At 72.8% G+C, this 18,336-nt stretch carries 20 protein-coding genes; 13 read left to right on the top strand and 7 right to left on the bottom strand.

The window, feature by feature from the left end; translation table 11 throughout:
* Nucleotides 1–8 precede the first annotated feature (8 nt).
* Entirely contained in the window at nt 9–188 is a 180-nt protein-coding gene (locus H1D33_RS11170; protein WP_181568130.1) for a hypothetical protein, read from the top strand.
* Between the two features lie 21 nt (nt 189–209).
* On the opposite strand, the gene H1D33_RS11165 is transcribed toward H1D33_RS11170, so the two are convergent.
* Nucleotides 210–626 (bottom strand): hypothetical protein, encoded by a 417-nt coding sequence (locus H1D33_RS11165; RefSeq protein WP_181568131.1) that lies wholly within the window; start codon nt 624–626, stop codon nt 210–212.
* A 56-nt stretch (nt 627–682) separates the two neighbouring features.
* Between H1D33_RS11165 and H1D33_RS11160 the strand changes: the two genes are divergently transcribed.
* The 3 genes from H1D33_RS11160 to H1D33_RS11150 all read left to right on the top strand — a co-directional run bounded on the left by H1D33_RS11160 (nt 683) and on the right by H1D33_RS11150 (nt 2,770).
* A complete protein-coding gene (locus H1D33_RS11160) occupies nt 683–1,180 on the top strand; it encodes a hypothetical protein (RefSeq protein ID WP_181568132.1) in 498 nt (165 codons plus the stop codon).
* A gap of 86 nt (nt 1,181–1,266) precedes the next feature.
* Nucleotides 1,267–2,016, top strand: a complete 750-nt coding sequence (locus tag H1D33_RS11155; RefSeq protein WP_181568133.1) for a neutral zinc metallopeptidase — start codon at nt 1,267–1,269, stop codon at nt 2,014–2,016.
* 115 nt (nt 2,017–2,131) lie between these two features.
* Nucleotides 2,132–2,770: an HAD family hydrolase gene (locus tag H1D33_RS11150; protein ID WP_181568134.1), complete on the top strand. Its 639-nt coding sequence runs from the start codon at nt 2,132–2,134 to the stop codon at nt 2,768–2,770.
* Nucleotides 2,771–2,822: 52 nt separating this feature from the next.
* Here H1D33_RS11150 and H1D33_RS11145 read toward each other — a convergent pair whose 3' ends face one another.
* The 5 genes from H1D33_RS11145 to H1D33_RS11125 all read right to left on the bottom strand — a co-directional run bounded on the left by H1D33_RS11145 (nt 2,823) and on the right by H1D33_RS11125 (nt 8,871).
* The gene (locus H1D33_RS11145; protein ID WP_181568135.1) at nt 2,823–5,372 is read right to left on the bottom strand and encodes an ABC transporter permease; all 2,550 of its coding nucleotides are present in this window, start codon (nt 5,370–5,372) and stop codon (nt 2,823–2,825) included.
* Nucleotides 5,372–6,139 (bottom strand): ABC transporter ATP-binding protein, encoded by a 768-nt coding sequence (locus tag H1D33_RS11140; protein ID WP_181568136.1) that lies wholly within the window; start codon nt 6,137–6,139, stop codon nt 5,372–5,374. Before H1D33_RS11140 ends, H1D33_RS11145 begins: the two co-directional genes overlap by 1 nt.
* 258 nt (nt 6,140–6,397) lie before the next feature.
* On the bottom strand, nt 6,398–7,081 hold the full coding sequence (locus H1D33_RS11135; RefSeq protein WP_181568137.1) for a response regulator: 684 nt from the start codon (nt 7,079–7,081) through the stop codon (nt 6,398–6,400).
* Nucleotides 7,078–7,875: a sensor histidine kinase gene (locus H1D33_RS11130; protein WP_181568138.1), complete on the bottom strand. Its 798-nt coding sequence runs from the start codon at nt 7,873–7,875 to the stop codon at nt 7,078–7,080. The genes H1D33_RS11135 and H1D33_RS11130 overlap by 4 nt, the downstream gene beginning before the upstream one ends.
* A 78-nt stretch (nt 7,876–7,953) precedes the next feature.
* Complete coding sequence (locus H1D33_RS11125; protein WP_181568139.1) at nt 7,954–8,871, bottom strand: RecB family exonuclease; 918 nt, start codon at nt 8,869–8,871, stop codon at nt 7,954–7,956.
* Between the two features lie 165 nt (nt 8,872–9,036).
* Here H1D33_RS11125 and H1D33_RS11120 point away from each other — a divergent pair, with 165 nt between their 5' ends.
* The 3 genes from H1D33_RS11120 to H1D33_RS11110 all read left to right on the top strand — a co-directional run bounded on the left by H1D33_RS11120 (nt 9,037) and on the right by H1D33_RS11110 (nt 11,761).
* Nucleotides 9,037–10,095 (top strand): M50 family metallopeptidase, encoded by a 1,059-nt coding sequence (locus H1D33_RS11120; RefSeq protein ID WP_246412238.1) that lies wholly within the window; start codon nt 9,037–9,039, stop codon nt 10,093–10,095.
* Nucleotides 10,092–11,036 (top strand): tRNA (adenine-N1)-methyltransferase, encoded by a 945-nt coding sequence (locus tag H1D33_RS11115; RefSeq protein WP_181568141.1) that lies wholly within the window; start codon nt 10,092–10,094, stop codon nt 11,034–11,036. The genes H1D33_RS11120 and H1D33_RS11115 overlap by 4 nt, the downstream gene beginning before the upstream one ends.
* 152 nt (nt 11,037–11,188) lie before the next feature.
* Complete coding sequence (locus H1D33_RS11110) at nt 11,189–11,761, top strand: hypothetical protein (protein ID WP_181568142.1); 573 nt, start codon at nt 11,189–11,191, stop codon at nt 11,759–11,761.
* A 46-nt stretch (nt 11,762–11,807) separates the two neighbouring features.
* On the opposite strand, the gene H1D33_RS11105 is transcribed toward H1D33_RS11110, so the two are convergent.
* Entirely contained in the window at nt 11,808–12,101 is a 294-nt protein-coding gene (locus H1D33_RS11105; RefSeq protein WP_181568143.1) for a ferredoxin, read from the bottom strand.
* Between the two features lie 177 nt (nt 12,102–12,278).
* On the opposite strand from H1D33_RS11105, the gene arc reads away from it, so the two are divergent.
* From arc to prcB, 6 genes are all read left to right on the top strand, one after another.
* Nucleotides 12,279–14,060: a proteasome ATPase gene (gene arc, locus H1D33_RS11100; RefSeq protein ID WP_181568144.1), complete on the top strand. Its 1,782-nt coding sequence runs from the start codon at nt 12,279–12,281 to the stop codon at nt 14,058–14,060.
* 94 nt (nt 14,061–14,154) lie between these two features.
* Nucleotides 14,155–14,925 carry a hypothetical protein gene (locus H1D33_RS11095; RefSeq protein ID WP_181568145.1) on the top strand — a complete coding sequence of 257 codons (771 nt, stop codon included), beginning with the start codon at nt 14,155–14,157 and terminating at the stop codon, nt 14,923–14,925.
* Between the two features lie 135 nt (nt 14,926–15,060).
* Complete coding sequence (gene dop / locus H1D33_RS11090; protein ID WP_349255164.1) at nt 15,061–16,578, top strand: depupylase/deamidase Dop; 1,518 nt, start codon at nt 15,061–15,063, stop codon at nt 16,576–16,578.
* 107 nt (nt 16,579–16,685) lie between these two features.
* Nucleotides 16,686–16,892: a ubiquitin-like protein Pup gene (locus H1D33_RS11085; RefSeq protein WP_181568146.1), complete on the top strand. Its 207-nt coding sequence runs from the start codon at nt 16,686–16,688 to the stop codon at nt 16,890–16,892.
* Between the two features lie 5 nt (nt 16,893–16,897).
* Nucleotides 16,898–17,566 carry an endonuclease VII domain-containing protein gene (locus H1D33_RS11080; protein WP_181568147.1) on the top strand — a complete coding sequence of 223 codons (669 nt, stop codon included), beginning with the start codon at nt 16,898–16,900 and terminating at the stop codon, nt 17,564–17,566.
* Entirely contained in the window at nt 17,485–18,324 is an 840-nt protein-coding gene (gene prcB / locus H1D33_RS11075; protein ID WP_181568148.1) for a proteasome subunit beta, read from the top strand. Before H1D33_RS11080 ends, prcB begins: the two co-directional genes overlap by 82 nt.
* The last annotated feature ends 12 nt before the right edge of the window (nt 18,325–18,336 follow it).

The following is an 18,336-nucleotide window of genomic DNA, read 5'->3' as shown; positions in this document are numbered from 1 at the left end:
GGGCGGAAATGGCCGACCAGGTGACGACGAAGGTGCCGCCGGAGCAGGCGCACGTGCTGACCGTGCCGCCCCGGCCGGCGGCGGTCGGCCCACCCAGCAGCCTGGACCTGTGGGCCCGCGCCCAGGTGCTGCACCGCTGCTTCGGCGACGACGACGGCGAGCCCCACATCATGCGCGGGCTGGACTGACGCCCGAGCTGACCGTGCGGGTCAGCGCACCGCCGCGCCCGCGCGGGCCAGCGCGTCCCGCCAGGAGCGGGTGTGGAACGAGGCGCCCCCGTTGAACACCAGGTCGAGGAAGCCCGCCCCGTCGCCGCTCGGCGGGGCCCGGTGGGCCCAGAACTCGTCGAGCTCGCGCCGCTGGTCGGCGCTGGGCGACGGCGAGACGTCGGAACCGCGTCCCACGATGGCGTACCGCCGGCCGCCCACGGTCAGCAGCAGCGTGCTCAGCCGGGTCAACCGGCCCCGGACCTGACCGGCGGGCACGGCGAACACCTCGGCGCCGTCGCGGTCGCGGGCCCGCAGCCAGCCCTGGTCCAGGGTCATCAGCACCGGTACGCAGCGCATGCCGTTCCAGAGGCTGCGTCGCCAGTAGACGACACTGGCGAGGGTCACGTCGGGAGTCACGGCGGGGACTGTACCGGGGTGGGTCCAGGGTGGCCGGCGGCGGCTACCCTGCCGCCGTGACCCGTCGATCCTGGTTCCTCGTGCTCGCCGCCGGCCTCGCCGTCGCCCTGCTCGCCGCGTGCGGCGGTGTGCTCTGGCTGCTGAGCGCCGGCGACGGCGAGGACACCGACTGCGCGGCGCGGGTCGCCGCCGAGGAGGCCGAGGTCCGCACCGACCGGCGGTGGACCGAGCAGGACGTGCCGGGGATCGGCGCCTACCCCGAGATCCACTGGCAGGTCGACTACCCGAGCTTCGCCTGTTCCCGCGCCCCCGGCCCGACCGACCGGCGCTACCAGGGCGTGGTGCGGCTCGCGCCGGCCGACGCGCGGGCGCTGGCCGCCGCGTACACCTGGGCGCCGGTGACCGGCGCGGCGCCCGCCCTCTGGCCGGCGCTGGCCGGGTACGTGCCGGACGGTGTGCGCTGGGAGCGCAGCGCCGACCACGACGCGGGGACCACCGAGGTGTTCCTCGACCCCGCTCGGGCGCTGCTGCTGTTCACCGCCGTGGACACCTGATGAACGATTGCCGCCGCCGGCGCGTGAGAGCCGGTGGGAACCGGGGTACTGCGGCGGGACACGGGGTCGGACAACCGGAGGTGGTCGTGGGGGAGAGTGCGGGACGACGGCGGCTCGGGCCGCTCGCCGGGCTGCTGGTGGCCGCGGTGGTGGCGGCCGGGTGCATGGGCGGCGGGCTCGACCAGGGCGAGCCGCAGCAGCCCGCGCCACGGCAGAGCGGCCGACCGGCGTCACCGGGCGCGGAGACCACCCGGGCGGACGGGACGACGAGCGTCGCCGAGTTCAAGCAGGACTTCCAGGACGCGGTCGCCGGCGCCGAGCAGTACTGGACGGCGCAGTTCCGCGCCTCCGGCGACCAGTTCCGGCCGATCCGCCGGGTGGTGCCCTACACCCGGGCCGGCGAGGTGTCCTGCGGCGGGCAGGGGCTGCCGCGCAACAACGCGGTCTACTGCTCCGCCGGCGACTTCATCGCCTACGACGTCAACTGGTCGGTGTCGGCGTTCCGGCAGATCGGCGACGCGTTCCTGTTCTATTTGCTAGGTCATGAGTACGCCCACGGCGTGCAGACCCGGCTCGGCATCCGCTACAACTTCACCATCCAGCAGGAGTTGCAGGCCGACTGCATGGCCGGGGCGTACCTCGGCGACAGCGTCCGCTCCGGCACGCTCAAGCTGGAGGACGGCGACCTGGACGAGTTCCGGGAGGGGCTGCTGGCGGTCGGCGACGACCCGGACCAGCCCTGGTTCGCCGAGGGCGCGCACGGCACCGCCGAACAGCGCTCGGAGAAGTTCTTCGCCGGCTACGAGCAGTCGCTGGACGCCTGCGGCCTCCGGTGATGCCGCAGGTCACCCCGATCGGGTACGCCGCCGGCCGGGCCGGGGTCGGCTGGCAGGATCGGCGGGGTACGCCCATCGAAGGAGGCCCCCGCTGAGCAGCCCACACCCCGCCGCCGTGCTCTTCGACATGGACGGCACCCTGGTCGACAGCGAGAAACTGTGGGACGTCGCGTTGCAGGAACTCGCCGCCGTCTACGGCGGCACCCTGTCCGACACGGCCCGCCGGGAGATCGTCGGCACCGGGATGGCCGACGCCATGCGCATCGTGCACGACGACCTGGGCCAGCCGCAGCGGGACCCGCAGGCCAGCGCCGACTGGATCAGCGCGCGGATCCTCGACCTGTTCCGCACCGGGCTGCGGTGGCGTCCGGGCGCGTTGGCGTTGCTGCGCGCCGTGCGGGCCGCCGGCATCCCCACCGCGCTGGTCACCTCCAGCGGCCGGCCGCTGGTCGAGGTCGCCCTGGACACGCTGGGGCGCGACAGCTTCGACGCGGTGGTCTGTGGCGACGAGGTGGGCGAGGCCAAGCCGCACCCGGAGCCCTACCTGACCGCCGCGAAGCTGCTCGGCGTGCCGGTCGAGCGGTGCGTGGCGATCGAGGACTCGCCGACCGGGGTGGCGAGCGCGCTGGCCGCCGGGGCGGCGGTGCTGGCCGTACCGGCCGAGGTGCCGCTGCCGCCGACCGACGGCGTACACCAGGTGGAGAGCCTGACCGCGGCGGACCTGGAGCTGCTCGCCGCCCTGCTCAACCGTTAGGAAGGGGCCCCTCCTATCGCCCAGGCGATAAGAAGGGCCCCCGCCTTGCACCTCAGTCGTGGGCGATGGCGCCGAGGACGTTGATCCGGGCGGCGCGGATGGCCGGCAGCACCGCCGCCACCACGCCGATGATCGCCGCCAGCACCAGGAACGTCACCATCTGCCCCCAGGGCAGGACCAGGTCGGTGATCCCCTCGTCCTTGAGCGCCCGCACCACGGCCGCGCCGAGGCCGGTGCCGACCACCACGCCGAGCAGCGCGCCGAAGATCGAGATCACCACCGCCTCGACGGTGATCATCCGCATCGTCTGCGCCCGGCGCAGGCCGATCGCCCGCAGCAGACCCAGCTCGCGGGTCCGCTCCAGCACCGACAGCGCGAGCGTGTTGATGATGCCCAGCACCGCGATCACGATGGCCAGCGCCAACAGGATCTGGATCATCCGCAGCGGGGTGTCGAGCTGGCTGGTCTGCTGCTTGATGAACGCCGCCCGGTCCGCCACCGACACCTCGGGACTGTCCGCCAGCAACCGCTCGACCTGCGGCTGCACCGCGCCGACCGAGGTGCCCGGGTCGAGCTGCACGAAGCCCTGGATCGGCTGCGGGATGGCGAAGTCGGCCGCCGCCTGCGGCGGCAGCACCACCGGGTTGGTGAGCTGAGAACTCTCGTAGATGCCGCTGACCGTGTAGGTGCGGGCGTCGCCGCGCGACAACTGCACCGGCACAGTCGAGCCGACCGACAGGTTGCGCGCCTTCGCGGTGTCCGAGCTGAGCAGCATCTGGTCCGGGGCCAGCCGGCCGATGTCACCGGCGGTGGCCTTCGCCCCGAAGATCTGCTCCAGCGCGGCCACGTTGCTGGACGCCGCCACCCAGGTCCGCTCGCCGCCGACCGTGGCCATGTCGCCGTACTCGCCGTCGACCAGCCGCACCCCGGGGATCGCCGCGGTCTTCTCCAGCACCGCCGCGTCGAAGCTCGCCGGGCGCGGCCCGGACGAGGCGCCGGAGATCACCAGCTCGGCCTTGATGGTGTCCTCGGCGAGCGCGCTGATGCTGCCCTTCGCCGAGTCCAGGATCACCGTCACGCCGGTGACCAGCGCGATGCCGACCATCAGCGCGGCCGCGGTGATCGCGGTGCGGCGCGGGTTGCGGCCCGAGTTGAGCCGGCCCAGCTTCCCCGGCACCGACCAGGAGAAGATCGTGCCGAGCAGCGACACCACCGGCCGGCTGATCACCGGCGTCAGCAGCGCCACCCCGATGAACGCGAACAGCACGCCGCCGAGGATCGTCGCGAGCGTGTTGCCGCCGGCGTTGCCACTGAGGCCGAGGAACAGCAGCACCGCGCCGATCCCGGTGACCACCGCGCCGCCGATCGTCACCTTGGTCAGCGGCCGGTCCGGCGTGGCCACGTCCTGCATCGCCGCGATCGGCGGGATCCGCGCGGCCCGCAGCGCCGGCAACAGCGCCGCGACCACGGTGATGACCAGACCGACGCCGAACGCGCCGATCACCGCCGCCGCCGGCACGCCGAGCCCGGCCAGGCTCAGACCGCCGGCCAGCTTCCCGAACAGGTACGCCAGCAGCGCGCCCACCCCGATGCCGGCGGCCAGCCCGAGCACCGAGGCGATCAGGCCGACCGCCACCGCCTCCAGCACCACCGAGCCGATGACCTGCCGGCCGCTGGCGCCGATGGCCCGCATCAGGGCCAGCTCACGGGTGCGCTGGGCCACGATGATGGAGAAGGTGTTGAGGATCAGGAACGTGCCCACCAGCAACGCCACTGCGGCGAAGCCGAGCAGGATCTTGTTGAAGAAGGACAGCCCCTCCTTCAGCCCGGCCGAGGCGCTGTCGGCGAGCTGCTTGCCGGTCTTCACGTCGTAGCCGCCGCCGAGCGCGCGCGACACCTCGTCGCGCAGCGCCTCCGGCGTGGTGCCGGCGGCGGCGCGCGCGCTGATGTTGGAGAACACGTCCGGCTTGCCGAGCATCAGCCGCTGCGCGACCGGCGTGGTGAAGGCGACCTCGTTCGCCCCGCCGACGGAGTCCCGGCCACCGCTGTAGCCGAACACGCCGACCAGCGTGAACTCCTTCTTCGGCGACAGCGTCAGCACGCCGACCCGGTCGCCCACCTTCACGTTCGCCGCCTTCGCCAACGCGGCGTTGACCACGATCTCGTCGTCGGCCTGCGGGCCGCGCCCCTCGCGCAGCTTCACCAGGTCACCCTCGCCGAGCCAGTTCTCGCCGAGCTGCGGCGGCCCGAACGAGGTGACCACCTTGCCGTTGCTGCCGATCAGCCGGGCGCCGTCGGTGGCGACCACGCCGCGCACGTCCGCCGCGCCGGGCACCGCCTTCACCCGGTCCACGAGCGACGCCGGCACCGGGGCGGCCACCTGCTCGCCCTCGGCCTCGGAAACCTCGACCTTCGGCTTCGCCGCCACGTTCACGTCGATGTCGGCGTAGGCGTCGGCGAAGACCGCGTCGAAGGAACGCCCGAGCGTGTCGGTCAGCACGAACGCGCCGGAGACGAACATGACGCCGAGCACCACCGCCAGGCCGGACAGCAGCAGGCGCAGCTTGCGCGCCAGCAGGCTCTTCAGTGTTGCCCGCAGCATCAGTTGCCCACCTCGACCGGGGCGTCCAGCTTCTTCATGGTGTCCAGCACCGTCTCGGCGGTCGGCTCGATCAGCTCCGAGACGATCTGCCCGTCGGCGAGGAAGACCACCCGGTCGGCGTACGCGGCGGCGGTCGGATCGTGGGTGACCATGACGATGGTCTGGCCGTGCTCGCGCACCGAGTCGCGCAGGAAGGCGAGCACCTCCGCGCCGGAGCGGGAGTCCAGGTTGCCGGTCGGCTCGTCGGCGAAGATCACCTCGGGCCGGGCGACCAGCGCCCGCGCGCACGCCACCCGCTGCTGCTGGCCGCCGGAGAGCTGGGCCGGGCGGTGCCCGAGCCGGTCCCGCAGCCCGACCGTGTCGATCACCGTGTCGTACCAGGCCGGGTCGGGCTTACGCCCGGCGATCGACAGCGGCAGCAGGATGTTCTCCTGCGCGGTCAGCGTGGGCAGCAGGTTGAACTGCTGGAAGATGAAGCCCACCTTGTCCCGGCGCAGCTTCGTCAGGCCGGAGTCGTTCAGCCCGGTCACCGTGGTCTCGCCGATCGCCACGGTGCCCTTGGTCACCGAGTCCAGGCCGGCGAGGCAGTGCATCAGCGTCGACTTGCCCGAGCCGGACGGTCCCATGATCGCGGTGAACCGGCCGCGTTCGAACTCGGCGCTCACCCCCCGCAGCGCGATCACCTGCGCCTCGCCGCTGCCGTACACCTTCCACACGTCGTTCGCCCGGGCCGCGGCCTGCGCCTGCCGGCCTACCGTCGCGGTCACGTCATCTACCTCTTCCGTCTGCCTCGGAGATCCGCACCGCCCCCGCTGGTCGGTGCGGCGGTTCCCATCCTCGGTGCCGCCGGTCGCGAATCCGTCCGACCCCGGGCGGAATCCGTGCCGAACTTCTGGTGGGGGTGGCCCCCCACCCCGGGTCAGGGTGATCCCTGACCGGCCGGCAGCGCCGACGGTAGGACCTCACGTCGCGTCATGGTCAACCCCGCACCACCGCCGTTGGTCACGGTACGTGAGCGCCGCCACCTATTTGCCGGGCCGGACCAGCCCCGTCTCGTACGCCAGCACGACCGCCTGCACCCGGTCGCGCAGCCGCAGCTTGGTCAACATGTGCCCGACGTGGGTCTTCACCGTGGTCTCGCTGACCGACAGCTCGCGGGCGATCTCCGCGTTGGACAGCCCGCGCGCCACCTGCACCAGCACCTCCCGCTCCCGGTCGGTCAGCGGGTCCAGCACCGGCGGCGCGGCGGCCGCCGGGTCGGGCAGCACGTCGGCGAAGCGGTCCAGCAGCCGGCGCAGGATCCGCGGCGCCACCACCGCCTCCCCGGCGGCCACCGTGCGGATCGCGGTGACCAGGTCCTCCGCCGGCACGTCCTTGGCCAGGAACCCGCTCGCGCCGGCCCGCAACGCCCCGACCACGTACTCGTCCAGCTCGAACGTGGTCAGCACCAGCACCCGCACCGGCAGCCGGGCGTCCACGATCGCCCGGGTGGCGGCCACCCCGTCCATCCGGGGCATCCGGATGTCCATCAGCACCACGTCCGGCAGCAGCCGCCGGGACAGCTCCACCGCCTCCACGCCGTCGCCGGCCTCGCCCACGATGTCCAGGTCGTCCTCGACGCCGAGCACCATCCGGAACCCGGTGCGCAGCAGCGGCTGGTCGTCGGCGAGCAGCACCCGCACCGGTCGGGGTGCGGCGGCGTTCGTCATGGGTGTCCCCTCGTCGGGCCGGACGGTCGGGCCGGGACCGCGCCGGCCGGGTCCAGCGGGATCCGGGCGTACACCCGGAAACCGCCACCCGGCGCGGGGCCGGTCCGCAGGATCCCACCGTAGAGGGCGACCCGCTCCCGCATGCCGACCAGGCCGTGCCCGATCCTGTCGGGTGGACCCGGGCCGCGCCCGGTGTCGGTGACCTCCACGGTCAGCGAGCCGCCGCCGGCGGCGAGCCGGACCAGCGCGGTGGCCGGGCCGGCGTGCCGGAGCACGTTGCGCAGCGCCTCCTGCACCACCCGGTACGCGGCCAGCGCCACCCCGTCCGGCACCCGCCCGAGCGGGCCCTCGGTGCGCACCGTGACCGGCAGCCCGGCGTCGCGGGCCGCGCCGGCCAGCGCGGCGATGCCGGCCAGGCCGGGCTGCGGCGCCAGCTCGGCCGCCGACCCGGCGTCGGCGCGCAGCACGCGCAACAGGCGGTGCAGCTCCCGCAGGGCCGCCCGGCCGGTGTCCTCGACCGCGGCCAGCGCCCCGTCGGCCGCGCCCGGATCGCGGCGCAGGGCCCGGCGGGCGCCCGCGGCCAGCACCTCCATCGCGGCGACCTGGTGCGCCACCAGGTCGTGCAGCTCACCGGCGATGCGGCGCCGCTCCTCGGCGAGCACCCCCGGCCCGGCGGCGGCCCGGGTGCGCGCCCGGGCGGCCCGCCGGGCCTGCGTCGCGCGGCCCAGCGCGAACGCCAGCGCCGCGGTGAGCAGCGTGTCGCGCATCCGCCGGGCCGGTAGCCGGTCGGTCATGCCTGCGACGCTAGGCCGCCGGGCGACCCGCCTCGTCGTCGCCGCAGCCGAACCCGGTCTCCTCCCCGAGGAGGAGCCTCACTCGTCGGCCCCCGGGGTGGCCGGCCGGGAGCGGGCGTCCACCAGCGGGTCCGGCGCGGCGGCGGCCACCGGGAACGGCGGCGGGGTGCCGCCGAAGCTCGGGCACCGCGACTGGTGGCTGCACCAGTCGCAGAGCCGGCTCGGCCGGGGCCGGAAATCCTGCCGCGCGGTGGCCTGCTCGATCGCCCGCCACAACGCCACCACCGTGCGCTCGAAGCGGACCAGCTCCTCGGCGTCGGGGGCGTAGTCGCAGACCTCGGCGTCCTTGAGGTAGAGCAGGCGCAGCACCCGCGGCACCACGCCCCGGGTGCGCCACAGCACCAGCGCGTAGAACTTGAGCTGGAACAACGCCCGCGCCTCGAACGCCTCGCGCGGCGCGCCGCCGGTCTTGTAGTCGACCACCCGCAGCGCGCCGTCCGGCGCCACGTCGAGGCGGTCGAGGTAGCCCCGGATGAGCAGCTCGTCGTCGACCACCGCGGAGATCAACGCCTCGCGCTCGGCCGGCTCCAGCCGGCGCGGGTCCTCCACCGCGAAGTAGCCCTCCAGCAGGCCCGCCGCCGACCGGAGGAAACCCTCCAGGCCGACCGCGTCGCCGTCGGCGAACAACGTCGCCAGCTCCGGCTCCTCGGTGACCAGCCGGTCCCACTGCGGGGCCACCAGGTCACCGGCCGACTCCGGGGTGCGCGCCGGGGCCGGCAGGTCGAACAGCCGCTCCAGCACGGCGTGCACCAGCGTGCCCCGGGCCTGCTCGACCGTGGGGCGCTCGGGCAGCCGGTCGATGCTGCGGAAACGGTAGAGCAACGGGCAGGTCTTGAAGTCGGCCGCGCGCGACGGCGACAGCGACGCCCGCACCGTGACCGGCGCCCGCGCCACCGTCTGCTCGCCCTGCGAGTCGATCACCGATTCCGCCGTCATGTCCGGAAGGTTAGGCCACCGGTGTGACACGGCCGCCGTCGCCGCACCGGGTCATGATCCGCCGCGCGTAGCATCGCCGGAGTGCGACAGCGGACCCGACCACGGCGCCGGCGCGGGCTCAGCCTCGGCCGGGTCTTCGGCGTGCCGCTGCGCGCCGACGCCTCGATGCTCCTGCTCACCGTCGTGGTCACCGTGCTCTACGCGGCCCTGGCCCGCCGCCAGCTCGACCTCGGGCACCTCGGCGGCTACCTGGTCGGCCTCGGCTTCGTGGTCTCGCTGCTCGGCTCCGTGCTGCTGCACGAGCTGGGCCACGCGCTCACCGCGCGCCGCCACGGCATCGGTGTGCGGGGAATCACGCTGGAACTGCTCGGCGGCTACACCGAGATGGACCGCGACGCGCCGACCCCCCGCGTCGAGCTGCTGATCTCGCTGGCCGGCCCGGCCGTGTCCGCGGTGCTCGGCGCCGGCGCGGTCGCCGCCACGCTCGCGCTGCCCGCCGGCACGCTCGGCCACCAGCTCGCCTTCCAACTCGCGGTCAGCAACGTGGTGGTGGCGATCTTCAACAGCCTGCCCGGCCTGCCGCTCGACGGCGGGCGCGCGCTGCGCGCCGCGGTCTGGGCGCTCACCCGCGACCGGCACCGCGGCACCGAGGTGGCCGGCTGGGTCGGCCGGGCCGTCGCCCTGGGCACGCTCGCCCTGGTGGTGGTGCTCACCCTGCGCCGGGCGCTCGCCCCGCTGGCCCTGCCGCTGCTCCTGCTGGTCGCGCTGACGCTGTGGCGCGGCGCCGGGCAGTCCATCCGGCTGGCCCGCATCGGCCGCCGGCTGCACCTGGTCGACCTGACCCGGCTCGCCCGCCCGCTGCTGCCGGTGCCCACCGGCACCCCGCTGGCCGAGGCGCAACGCCGCCGCGACGAGGCCGGCACGCCCGACGCCGCGCTCGCCGTGGTCGACTCCGCCGGCCGTACCGTGGCGCTCGTCGACCCGGCCCGCGCCGCCGCCGTACCCCCGGAACGGCGGCCGTGGCTCGCGGTGGACGAGGTGGCCCGCGGCCTCGCCGACCTGCCCACCCTGCCGGTCGCCGCGGACGGCGAGCGGGTGCTGGAGACCGTCCGCACCCACCCGGGCGCGCAGTACCCGGTGACGGCAGGCGAAGATGTGGTCGGCGTGCTGCACATCGCGGATCTCGCCCAGCTCCTCGAACCGAAACGGAAGACGAACACGTGACCGCAGAGCTCTCCACCGTCCCGGCGCTGCCTCCGGTGCACCGCGGGCCGTTCCGGCCCGGCGACCGGGTCCAGCTGACCGACCCGAAGGGCCGGATGCACACCGTGACGCTGGAGCCCGGCAAGGAGTTCCACACCCACCGGGGCATCCTCAAGCACGACACGTTGATCGGCCTGCCCGACGGCAGCGTGGTCACCACCGCCGGCGGCGGCACCGCCTTCCTCGCGCTGCGGCCGCTGCTGTCGGACTACGTGCTCTCCATGCCCCGCGGCGCCCAGGTGATCTACCCGAAGGACTCCGCGCAGATCGTCGCCATGGGCGACGTCTTCCCCGGCGCCAAGGTGCTGGAGGCCGGCGCCGGCTCCGGCGCGCTGTCCTGCTCGCTGCTGCGCGCCGTCGGCACCGAGGGTGAGCTGCACTCCTTCGAGATGCGCGACGACTTCGCCCAGATCGCCCGGCGCAACGTCGAGGCGTTCTTCAACGGCCCGCACCCGGCGTGGCGGCTGCACGTCGGCGACGTCGCCGACTGCGCCGAGACCGGCTTCGACCGGATCATCCTCGACATGCTCACCCCGTGGGAGATGCTCGACATGGTCGAGCGGGCCCTGGTCCCCGGCGGCGTGCTGATCGGCTACGTGGCCACCACCCCGCAGCTCTCCGAGCTGGTCGAGGCGCTGCGCGAGCGCGGCGGCTGGACCGAGCCGCGCGCCTGGGAGTCGATGGTCCGCGACTGGCACGCCGAAGGGCTGGCGGTCCGGCCCGACCACCGCATGATCGCGCACACCGCGTTCCTGGTCTCCGCGCGCAAGCTCGCCCCCGGGGTCACCGCGCCGCCGCGCCGCCGCAAGCCCAGCAAGGGCGCCGAGGCGTACGCGCAGCGCCGCGACGCCCTGCGCGCCGCCGCGGCGGCCCGGTCGGCGGAGGAACCCGAGCAGTCCTGACCCCCGCCGCGCGAACCACCGCGGGCGGGGGAATCATGTGTGCCCGTGGGGACGACGACACCGGAGACGGTAAGCATGAGGGAGCGGATCGGGGCGCGGGGCGGTCGGGGCGTCCGCCCCGGCGACGGCGGCGCGGGCCGACGGGAGGTGGCGTGAGCAGTCCCGGCTACGGCAACGGCGAGATGCCCGCCGTCTTCCCCGACTGGTCGCCCTACGCCGACCTGGAGTCGGCCGCCCGGGCCTACCTGCGTGACCCCGACATCGCCCTGGAGGCGCTCGGCGGGGTGCTGCGGGGCGCCTCGGTGCTCGGCTTCACCCTGGAACGCTTCGTCAACGAGGTCAACGGGGTGTGGCAGGAGGTCGTCGTCTGCGACGGCAGCCGGCTGGTGCTCTGGCACGGCGAGGACGTCCCGCCGGGGGAGGGGCCACCGGGCGCGATGACCTCGTCGCTGCGCGTGGTGCCGGTCTCCACCGTCACCGAGGTCGGCTGCCGGCGCCGGCTCACCCGCGCCGACGACGGCACGGTCCGGGTCGACAGCATCGACGTCTACCTGCTGCTCAGCTCGCTGGACGAGGCGCCGCCGAGCGACGAGGCGGTGGGCACCCCCCGGCACGACGCGCTGCGCTTCGGCAAGACGCTCGACGACGGCGGCGCCGGGCAGATCACCCGGCTGGAGGAATTCGCCCGGCTGGTCGCCTCGGTCGTCGGCCGTCCCATGCTCTGAGACGACGGTGAGCCGGGGACGGTGTCCCCGGCCCGCCGCATCGGTCTCAGTCCTCGGCCTCCGGGCCGGCCACCTCGACGCCGTCGCTGCCCCGCACCACGTGGATGCACTCGCCCGGGCACTCCTTCGCCGAGTCGATCACCTCGAGGCGCAGGTGCTCCGGCACGTCCACCCGGGCGCCCGGCGCCAGCCGCAGCTCACCGTCGGCGCCCTTGACGTACGCCAGGCCGTCGACGTCGAACTCGAAGACCTCCGGCGCGTACTGCACGCAGAGCCCGTCACCCGTGCAGAGATCCTGATCCACCCAGACCTGCAACTGGTCGGTCGCGACGTCGGTCACGAAGCACCCCCCATGTTCTCCCGTCCCGGACTCCGACGGTACCCGAACGCCCGTACCCGCCCGTCGACCAGCCCTTGGCGATCAAGCTTCGGTGACGAGCGCGTTGCGGAGGACCGAATCGGGCTCATAGCGGCTAGTGTTAGCTCAGAACGTTCAAGCCCCCCGGGGAGGTGGGACGTGGCACGCAGCGACGACGCGGACTCGCGCGCCGCACGGTGGGAGAAGGAAGCCCACGATCTCTCCACGCAGGTCGCGTTCCTGCAAGAGGAACTCGCTCTGGTGCGACGCAAGTTGACCGAAAGCCCCCGACACGTCCGGCAGCTCGAAGAGCGGCTGGCCGCCACCCAGGCGCAGTTGGCACGGCTGAACGAGAACAACGAGCGGCTCGTGAGCACCCTCAAGGAGGCTCGCGCGCAGATCGTGACGCTCAAGGAGGAGATCGACCGACTCGCCCAGCCGCCGAGCGGTTACGGCGTCTTCCTGGCGAGGCACGACGACGGCACGGTGGACGTGTTCACCGGCGGGCGCAAGCTCCGCGTCGCCGTCTCGCCCTCGCTGGAGGTCGACGAGCTGAGCCGTGGCCAGGAGGTCCTGCTCAACGACGCGCTCAACATCGTCGACGCGTTCGGTTTCGAACGGGTCGGCGAGGTGGTGATGCTCAAGGAGATCCTGGCGGGTCCCGACGGCGCTCCGGGTGACCGGGCGCTGGTGGTGTCCCACTCCGACGAGGAGCGGATCGTGCACCTCGCCGAGACCCTGATCGGCAGCGCGATCCGGGCCGGCGACTCGCTCATGATCGAGCCCCGCTCGGCGTACGCGTACGAGCGGATCCCGAAGAGCGAGGTCGAGGAGCTGGTCCTCGAGGAGGTGCCCGACGTCGGCTACGAGGACATCGGTGGCCTCCAGTCGCAGATCGAACAGATCCGCGACGCGGTGGAGCTGCCGTTCCTGCACGCCGACCTGTTCCGCGAGCACCAGCTCCGGCCGCCGAAGGGCATCCTGCTCTACGGCCCGCCCGGCTGCGGCAAGACGCTCATCGCCAAGGCGGTGGCCAACTCCCTGGCCAAGAAGATCGCCGAGCGCGAGGGGAAGGAGCGGCACACCAGCTTCTTCCTCAACATCAAGGGTCCCGAGCTGCTCAACAAGTACGTCGGCGAGACCGAGCGGCACATCCGGCTGATCTTCCAGCGCGCCCGGGAGAAGGCCGGCGAGGGCACCCCGGTGATCGTGTTCTTCGACGAGATGGACTCGATCTTCCGCACCCGCGGCTCCGGCGTCTCCTCCGACGTGGAGAACACCATCGTCCCGCAGTTGCTCAGCGAGATCGACGGCGTGGAGGGCCTGGAGAACGTCATCGTCATCGGCGCCTCCAACCGGGAAGACATGATCGACCCGGCGATCCTGCGCCCGGGCCGGCTCGACGTGAAGATCAAGATCGAGCGGCCGGACGCCGAGGCGGCCAAGGACATCTTCTCCAAGTACGTCCTCGCCGACCTGCCCCTGCACGCCGACGACCTGGCCGAACACGGCAGCGACCCGCGGGCCACCGTGGCCGCCATGATCGACGCCGTGGTCCTCCGGATGTACTCGGAGACCGAGGAGAACCGCTTCCTCGAGGTCACCTACGCCAACGGCGACAAGGAAGTCCTCTACTTCAAGGACTTCAACTCCGGCGCGATGATCCAGAACATCGTCGACCGGGGCAAGAAGATGGCCATCAAGGAGTTCCTCACCTCCGGGCGCAAGGGGCTGCGCCTGCAGCACCTGCTCGACGCGTGCGTCGACGAGTTCCGCGAGAACGAAGACCTGCCCAACACCACCAACCCCGACGACTGGGCGCGCATCTCCGGCAAGAAGGGCGAACGGATCGTCTACATCCGCACGCTCGTCTCCGGCGGCAAGGGCGCCGAGGCCGGCCGGTCCATCGAGACCGCCAGCAACACCGGCCAGTACCTCTGAGATCGATCCACCGGGGCGGCGCCGCGCAGGCGCCGTCCCGGTCGGTCTCTTCCGGGGCCACACGAACGGACGCCGCCCGCTAGGGTCTGCACCCGTGCGTAGATCACTTGTCCCGGCCCTGGCCGTCTCCCTGACGGTCCTGCTCGCCGCCTGCGGCACCTCCACCGACCCCGCATCCGACCCGGGCGCCGCGCCGTCGGCCTCGGCGTCCGCCTCCACGCCCACCGCCGCCGAGGCGCCCGCCGAGATCCGGCAGGGCTTCCAGCGCAGCCTGGAGAAGTCCGTCCGGATGGACGTCGTCATCAAGGCGGGCAACCAGACCGTCACCATGCGCTCCGCCCTCGACCCCGCCACCGGCGGCATGACGCTGGACATGGCCACCCCCGAGCCGGTCAGCATGGTCGTCACCGCCGACGCCGTCTACGTCCAGCAGGACAAGTCCGAGAGCAAGCGCTGGCTCAAGCTGGACCGCAAGCGGCTGCGCCCCGACGGCCAACTGGCCCAGGGCCTCGACATCCGCGCGCAGGCCGGCATCCTCGGCGGGGTGGTCTCCGCCGAGCCGGCCGGCGACGGCCGCTACACCGGCGTCGCCGACCCCGACAAGGCCGTCGCGGCCGCCTCCAGCGAGAGCGAGCGGGGGACGCTGCGGAACGCGTTCAAGGTGCTCAAGACCAAGTCGGTGCCGTTCGAGGCCACGCTCGACGACGCGGGCCGGCTCACCCTGCTCACGTACACGTTCGACACGGCCGCCGGGAAGGTCGACAACGAGATGAAGATGCACAGCTTCGGCGAGCCGGTCACCGTCACCGCCCCGAAGGCCTCGGAGACCGAGCCGGCGGCGGCCGAGATGTACCGCTTCTTCTGACCCGAGGCACCGGGCCGGCCGGGGCGGAACCCCGCTCCGGCCGCCCGCCCCGGGCCCGGCACACCACCTACCGTCCACGCGCCGACTACGCTCGACGTGACGGGGAACCCGACGGCGAGCGGAGCGGGCAGGTCGATGAGCGTCAGACGGATCATGGGCACCGAGGTCGAGTACGGCATCTCCGTGCCCGGCCAGGCCGGAGCCAACCCGATGGTCACCTCGTCGCAGGTGGTCAACGCCTACGGAGCACGACCCGAACTCAACCGGGGCGGGCGGGCACGCTGGGACTACGAGGAGGAGTCGCCACTGCGCGACGCCCGCGGATTCACCTACTCCGGGGCGGCGTACGACCCGGCCGAGGCGCTCGCCGACGAGGACCTCGGGCTCGCCAACGTGATACTCACCAACGGCGCCCGGCTCTACGTCGACCACGCCCACCCCGAATACTCCACGCCCGAGGTGACCACGCCGCTGGACGTGGTGCGCTGGGACAAGGCGGGGGAGCGGGTGATGGCCGAGGCGGCCCGGCGGGCGGCCACCATCCCGGGCACCCACCCCATCCACCTCTACAAGAACAACACCGACAACAAGGGCGCCAGCTACGGCTCCCACGAGAACTACCTGATGCGCCGGCAGACGCCGTTCGCCGACATCGTGGCGTACCTGACGCCGTTCTTCGTCACCCGGCAGATCGTCTGCGGCGCCGGCCGCGTCGGCATCGGCCAGGACGGCGGCCAGAGCGGCTTCCAGATCTCCCAGCGCGCCGACTTCTTCGAGGTCGAGGTCGGGCTGGAGACCACGCTCAAGCGGCCCATCATCAACACCCGCGACGAGCCGCACGCCGACGCCGACAAATACCGCCGGCTGCACGTCATCATCGGCGACGCCAACCTCTCCGAGATCTCCACCTTCCTCAAGGTCGGCACCACCGCGCTGATCCTCACCATGATCGAGGAGAAGGCGCTCGGCGCGGACCTGGGCATCGCCGACCCGGTCGCCGAGCTGCGCGCGGTCAGCCACGACCCGTCGCTGAAGCACCTCATGCGGATGCGCGACGGTCGCCGGCTCACCGCGCTGGACGTGCAGTGGGCCTACCTCGACCGGGTCCGTTCCTTCGTGGACGACCGCTACGGCGCCGACGTGGACGCGCAGACCGCCGACGTCCTGGACCGCTGGGAGAGCGTGCTGGACCGGCTCGGCCGCGACGCCTTCGAGTGCGCCGACGAGCTGGACTGGGTGGCCAAGCTGCGCCTGCTGGAGGGCTACCGGGAGCGGGAGAAGCTCGGCTGGGGCTCGCACAAGCTGCAACTGGTCGACCTGCAGTATTCCGACGTGCGGACGGAGAAGGGCCTCTACCACCGGCTGGTCCAGCGCGGCTCGATGAAGACGCTGCTCACCGACGAGCAGACCCGCACCGCGATGACCGAGCCGCCGGAGGACACCCGGGCCTACTTCCGCGGCCGCTGCCTGGACCGGTACGCCTCCGAGGTGGTCGCCGCGAGCTGGGACTCGGTCATCTTCGACGTGGGCCGCGAGTCGCTCGTCCGGGTGCCGATGATGGAGCCCGAGCGGGGCACCCGGGCGCACGTCGGCCAGCTCTTCGACCGGTGCGAGAGCGCCAAGGATCTGCTGGAGATGCTCACCGGCGGCTGACCAGGATGCCGGAAGGCCCGTCGAGTGCCGGAACCCCGCGCGCGACGGGCCTTTCGTCGTCCGCGCGAGGTAAGTTGATCGCAGGCGATCGTGGAGGAGGCACCACCATGGCGGCACAAGAGGGTGGGCAGACCCAGTCCGGCAAGTCCCACGAGGAGGTCGAGGAGGTCACCGCTCAGGCCAACCCCGAGGTTGCCGAGCGGCACGCCGAGATCACCGAGGACGTCGACGACCTGCTCGACGAGATCGACTCCGTCCTGGAGGAGAACGCCGAGGAATTCGTGAGAGGATATGTGCAGAAAGGGGGTCAATGAGGCTTATGTCCGATTTGCCGGGGGCTTCGGACAAGCTCTGTCCTCAGTGCGGCCGATCCTTGCCGCCGTCGGCGTTTCACCGTAACCGACGGCGGCCCGACGGGCTGGCGTTCTACTGCAAGACCTGTGCCGTCGCGCGTTCCGAGGCAAGTCGACGGAAGCGCGGGATCGCGCCGCAGCGCAAGGCCGCCGAGCCGGTCGGGGACGGCCTCAAATGGTGTCCGGACTGTGAGCAGATCAAGCCGGTCGACGACTTTCCCCGCACGACGAACGCGAGCGGCCGGCACAGCTATTGCAAGCCTTGCCACATCGCCCGTGGCAACGAGACCAAGCAGCGGCCCTACGGCGGCAGCCGGGAGTACCACCTACGTCGCCGCTACGGCATCGGTGAGAAGGAGTTCCAGGAGCTCCTGGCCGAGCAGGGCGGTCGGTGCGCGATCTGTCGGCGTCCCGATCCGGAACATCTGGACCACGATCATCGCACCGGATGGGTGCGCGGGATACTCTGCTTCAACTGCAACGGCGGTCTCGGCCAGTTCAAGGACGACCTCGACAACCTGGCCGGGGCGATCACATACCTGAGAGGAACCACGTGGCAGCGGGTTTTGATCCATCCGGGCGTCTTCCAGATGTGTTCACCAACGCGGGGACGTCCTCCTTCACCACGTTCCTGAGCAAGGCGGCCCCCGAGATGCTGCCCGGCCGTCGGCCGCTGCCGCCCGGCATGGCCGCCGACCTGGCGCCGCACGCGACCACGATCGTGGCCATCTCCGCCGCCGGCGGCGTGGTCATGGCCGGCGACCGGCGAGCCACCATGGGCAACCTGATCGCCCAGCGCGACATCGAGAAGGTGCACCCGGCCGACGCGTACTCGCTGGTCGGCATCGCGGGCACGGCGGGCATCGGCATCGAGCTGATGCGACTGTTCCAGGTGGAGCTGGAGCACTACGAGAAGATCGAGGGCGCGATGCTCTCGCTCGACGGCAAGGCCAACCGGCTGGCCTCGATGATCCGGGGCAACCTGGGCGCGGCCATGCAGGGCCTGGCGGTGGTGCCGCTGTTCGCCGGCTTCGACCTGGCCGCGAGCGACCCGGCGCGGGCCGGCCGGATCTTCAGCTTCGACGTCACCGGCGGCCCCTACGAGGAGACCGGCTACGACGCGATCGGCTCCGGTTCGCTGTTCGCCAAGTCGGCGCTGAAGAAGCGTTTCCGGGCCGGCCTGTCGATCGACGACGCGACGCGGTTGGCCGTCGAGGCGCTCTACGACGCGGCGGACGACGACACCGCCACCGGCGGTCCCGACCTGACCCGGCGGATCTACCCGGTCGTGATGACCGCGACGGCCGACGGCACCCACCGGCTCACCGACGCCGAGACGGCGGCGATCGCGGAGGGTGTGGTGTCCGGCCGGATGGAGAACCCGGGCGGCTGACGCCGCTCCCAC

The organism is Micromonospora ferruginea, assembly GCF_013694245.2.
Taxonomy (GTDB): Bacteria; Actinomycetota; Actinomycetes; order Mycobacteriales; family Micromonosporaceae; genus Micromonospora; species Micromonospora robiginosa.
This window is presented reverse-complemented; position numbering and strand designations above follow the sequence as displayed.

Coding starts and splice junctions, on each gene's coding strand:
- H1D33_RS11170 (WP_181568130.1), top strand. CDS start 9: ATGGCCGACCAGGTGACGACGAAGGTGCCGCCGGAGCAGGCGCACGTG.
- H1D33_RS11145 (WP_181568135.1), bottom strand. CDS start 5,372: ATGCTGCGGGCAACACTGAAGAGCCTGCTGGCGCGCAAGCTGCGCCTG.
- H1D33_RS11135 (WP_181568137.1), bottom strand. CDS start 7,081: ATGACGAACGCCGCCGCACCCCGACCGGTGCGGGTGCTGCTCGCCGAC.
- H1D33_RS11130 (WP_181568138.1), bottom strand. CDS start 7,875: ATGACCGACCGGCTACCGGCCCGGCGGATGCGCGACACGCTGCTCACC.
- H1D33_RS11125 (WP_181568139.1), bottom strand. CDS start 8,871: ATGACGGCGGAATCGGTGATCGACTCGCAGGGCGAGCAGACGGTGGCG.
- H1D33_RS11120 (WP_246412238.1), top strand. CDS start 9,037: ATGCTCCTGCTCACCGTCGTGGTCACCGTGCTCTACGCGGCCCTGGCC.
- dop (WP_349255164.1), top strand. CDS start 15,061: ATGAGCGTCAGACGGATCATGGGCACCGAGGTCGAGTACGGCATCTCC.
- H1D33_RS11085 (WP_181568146.1), top strand. CDS start 16,686: ATGGCGGCACAAGAGGGTGGGCAGACCCAGTCCGGCAAGTCCCACGAG.
- H1D33_RS11080 (WP_181568147.1), top strand. CDS start 16,898: ATGTCCGATTTGCCGGGGGCTTCGGACAAGCTCTGTCCTCAGTGCGGC.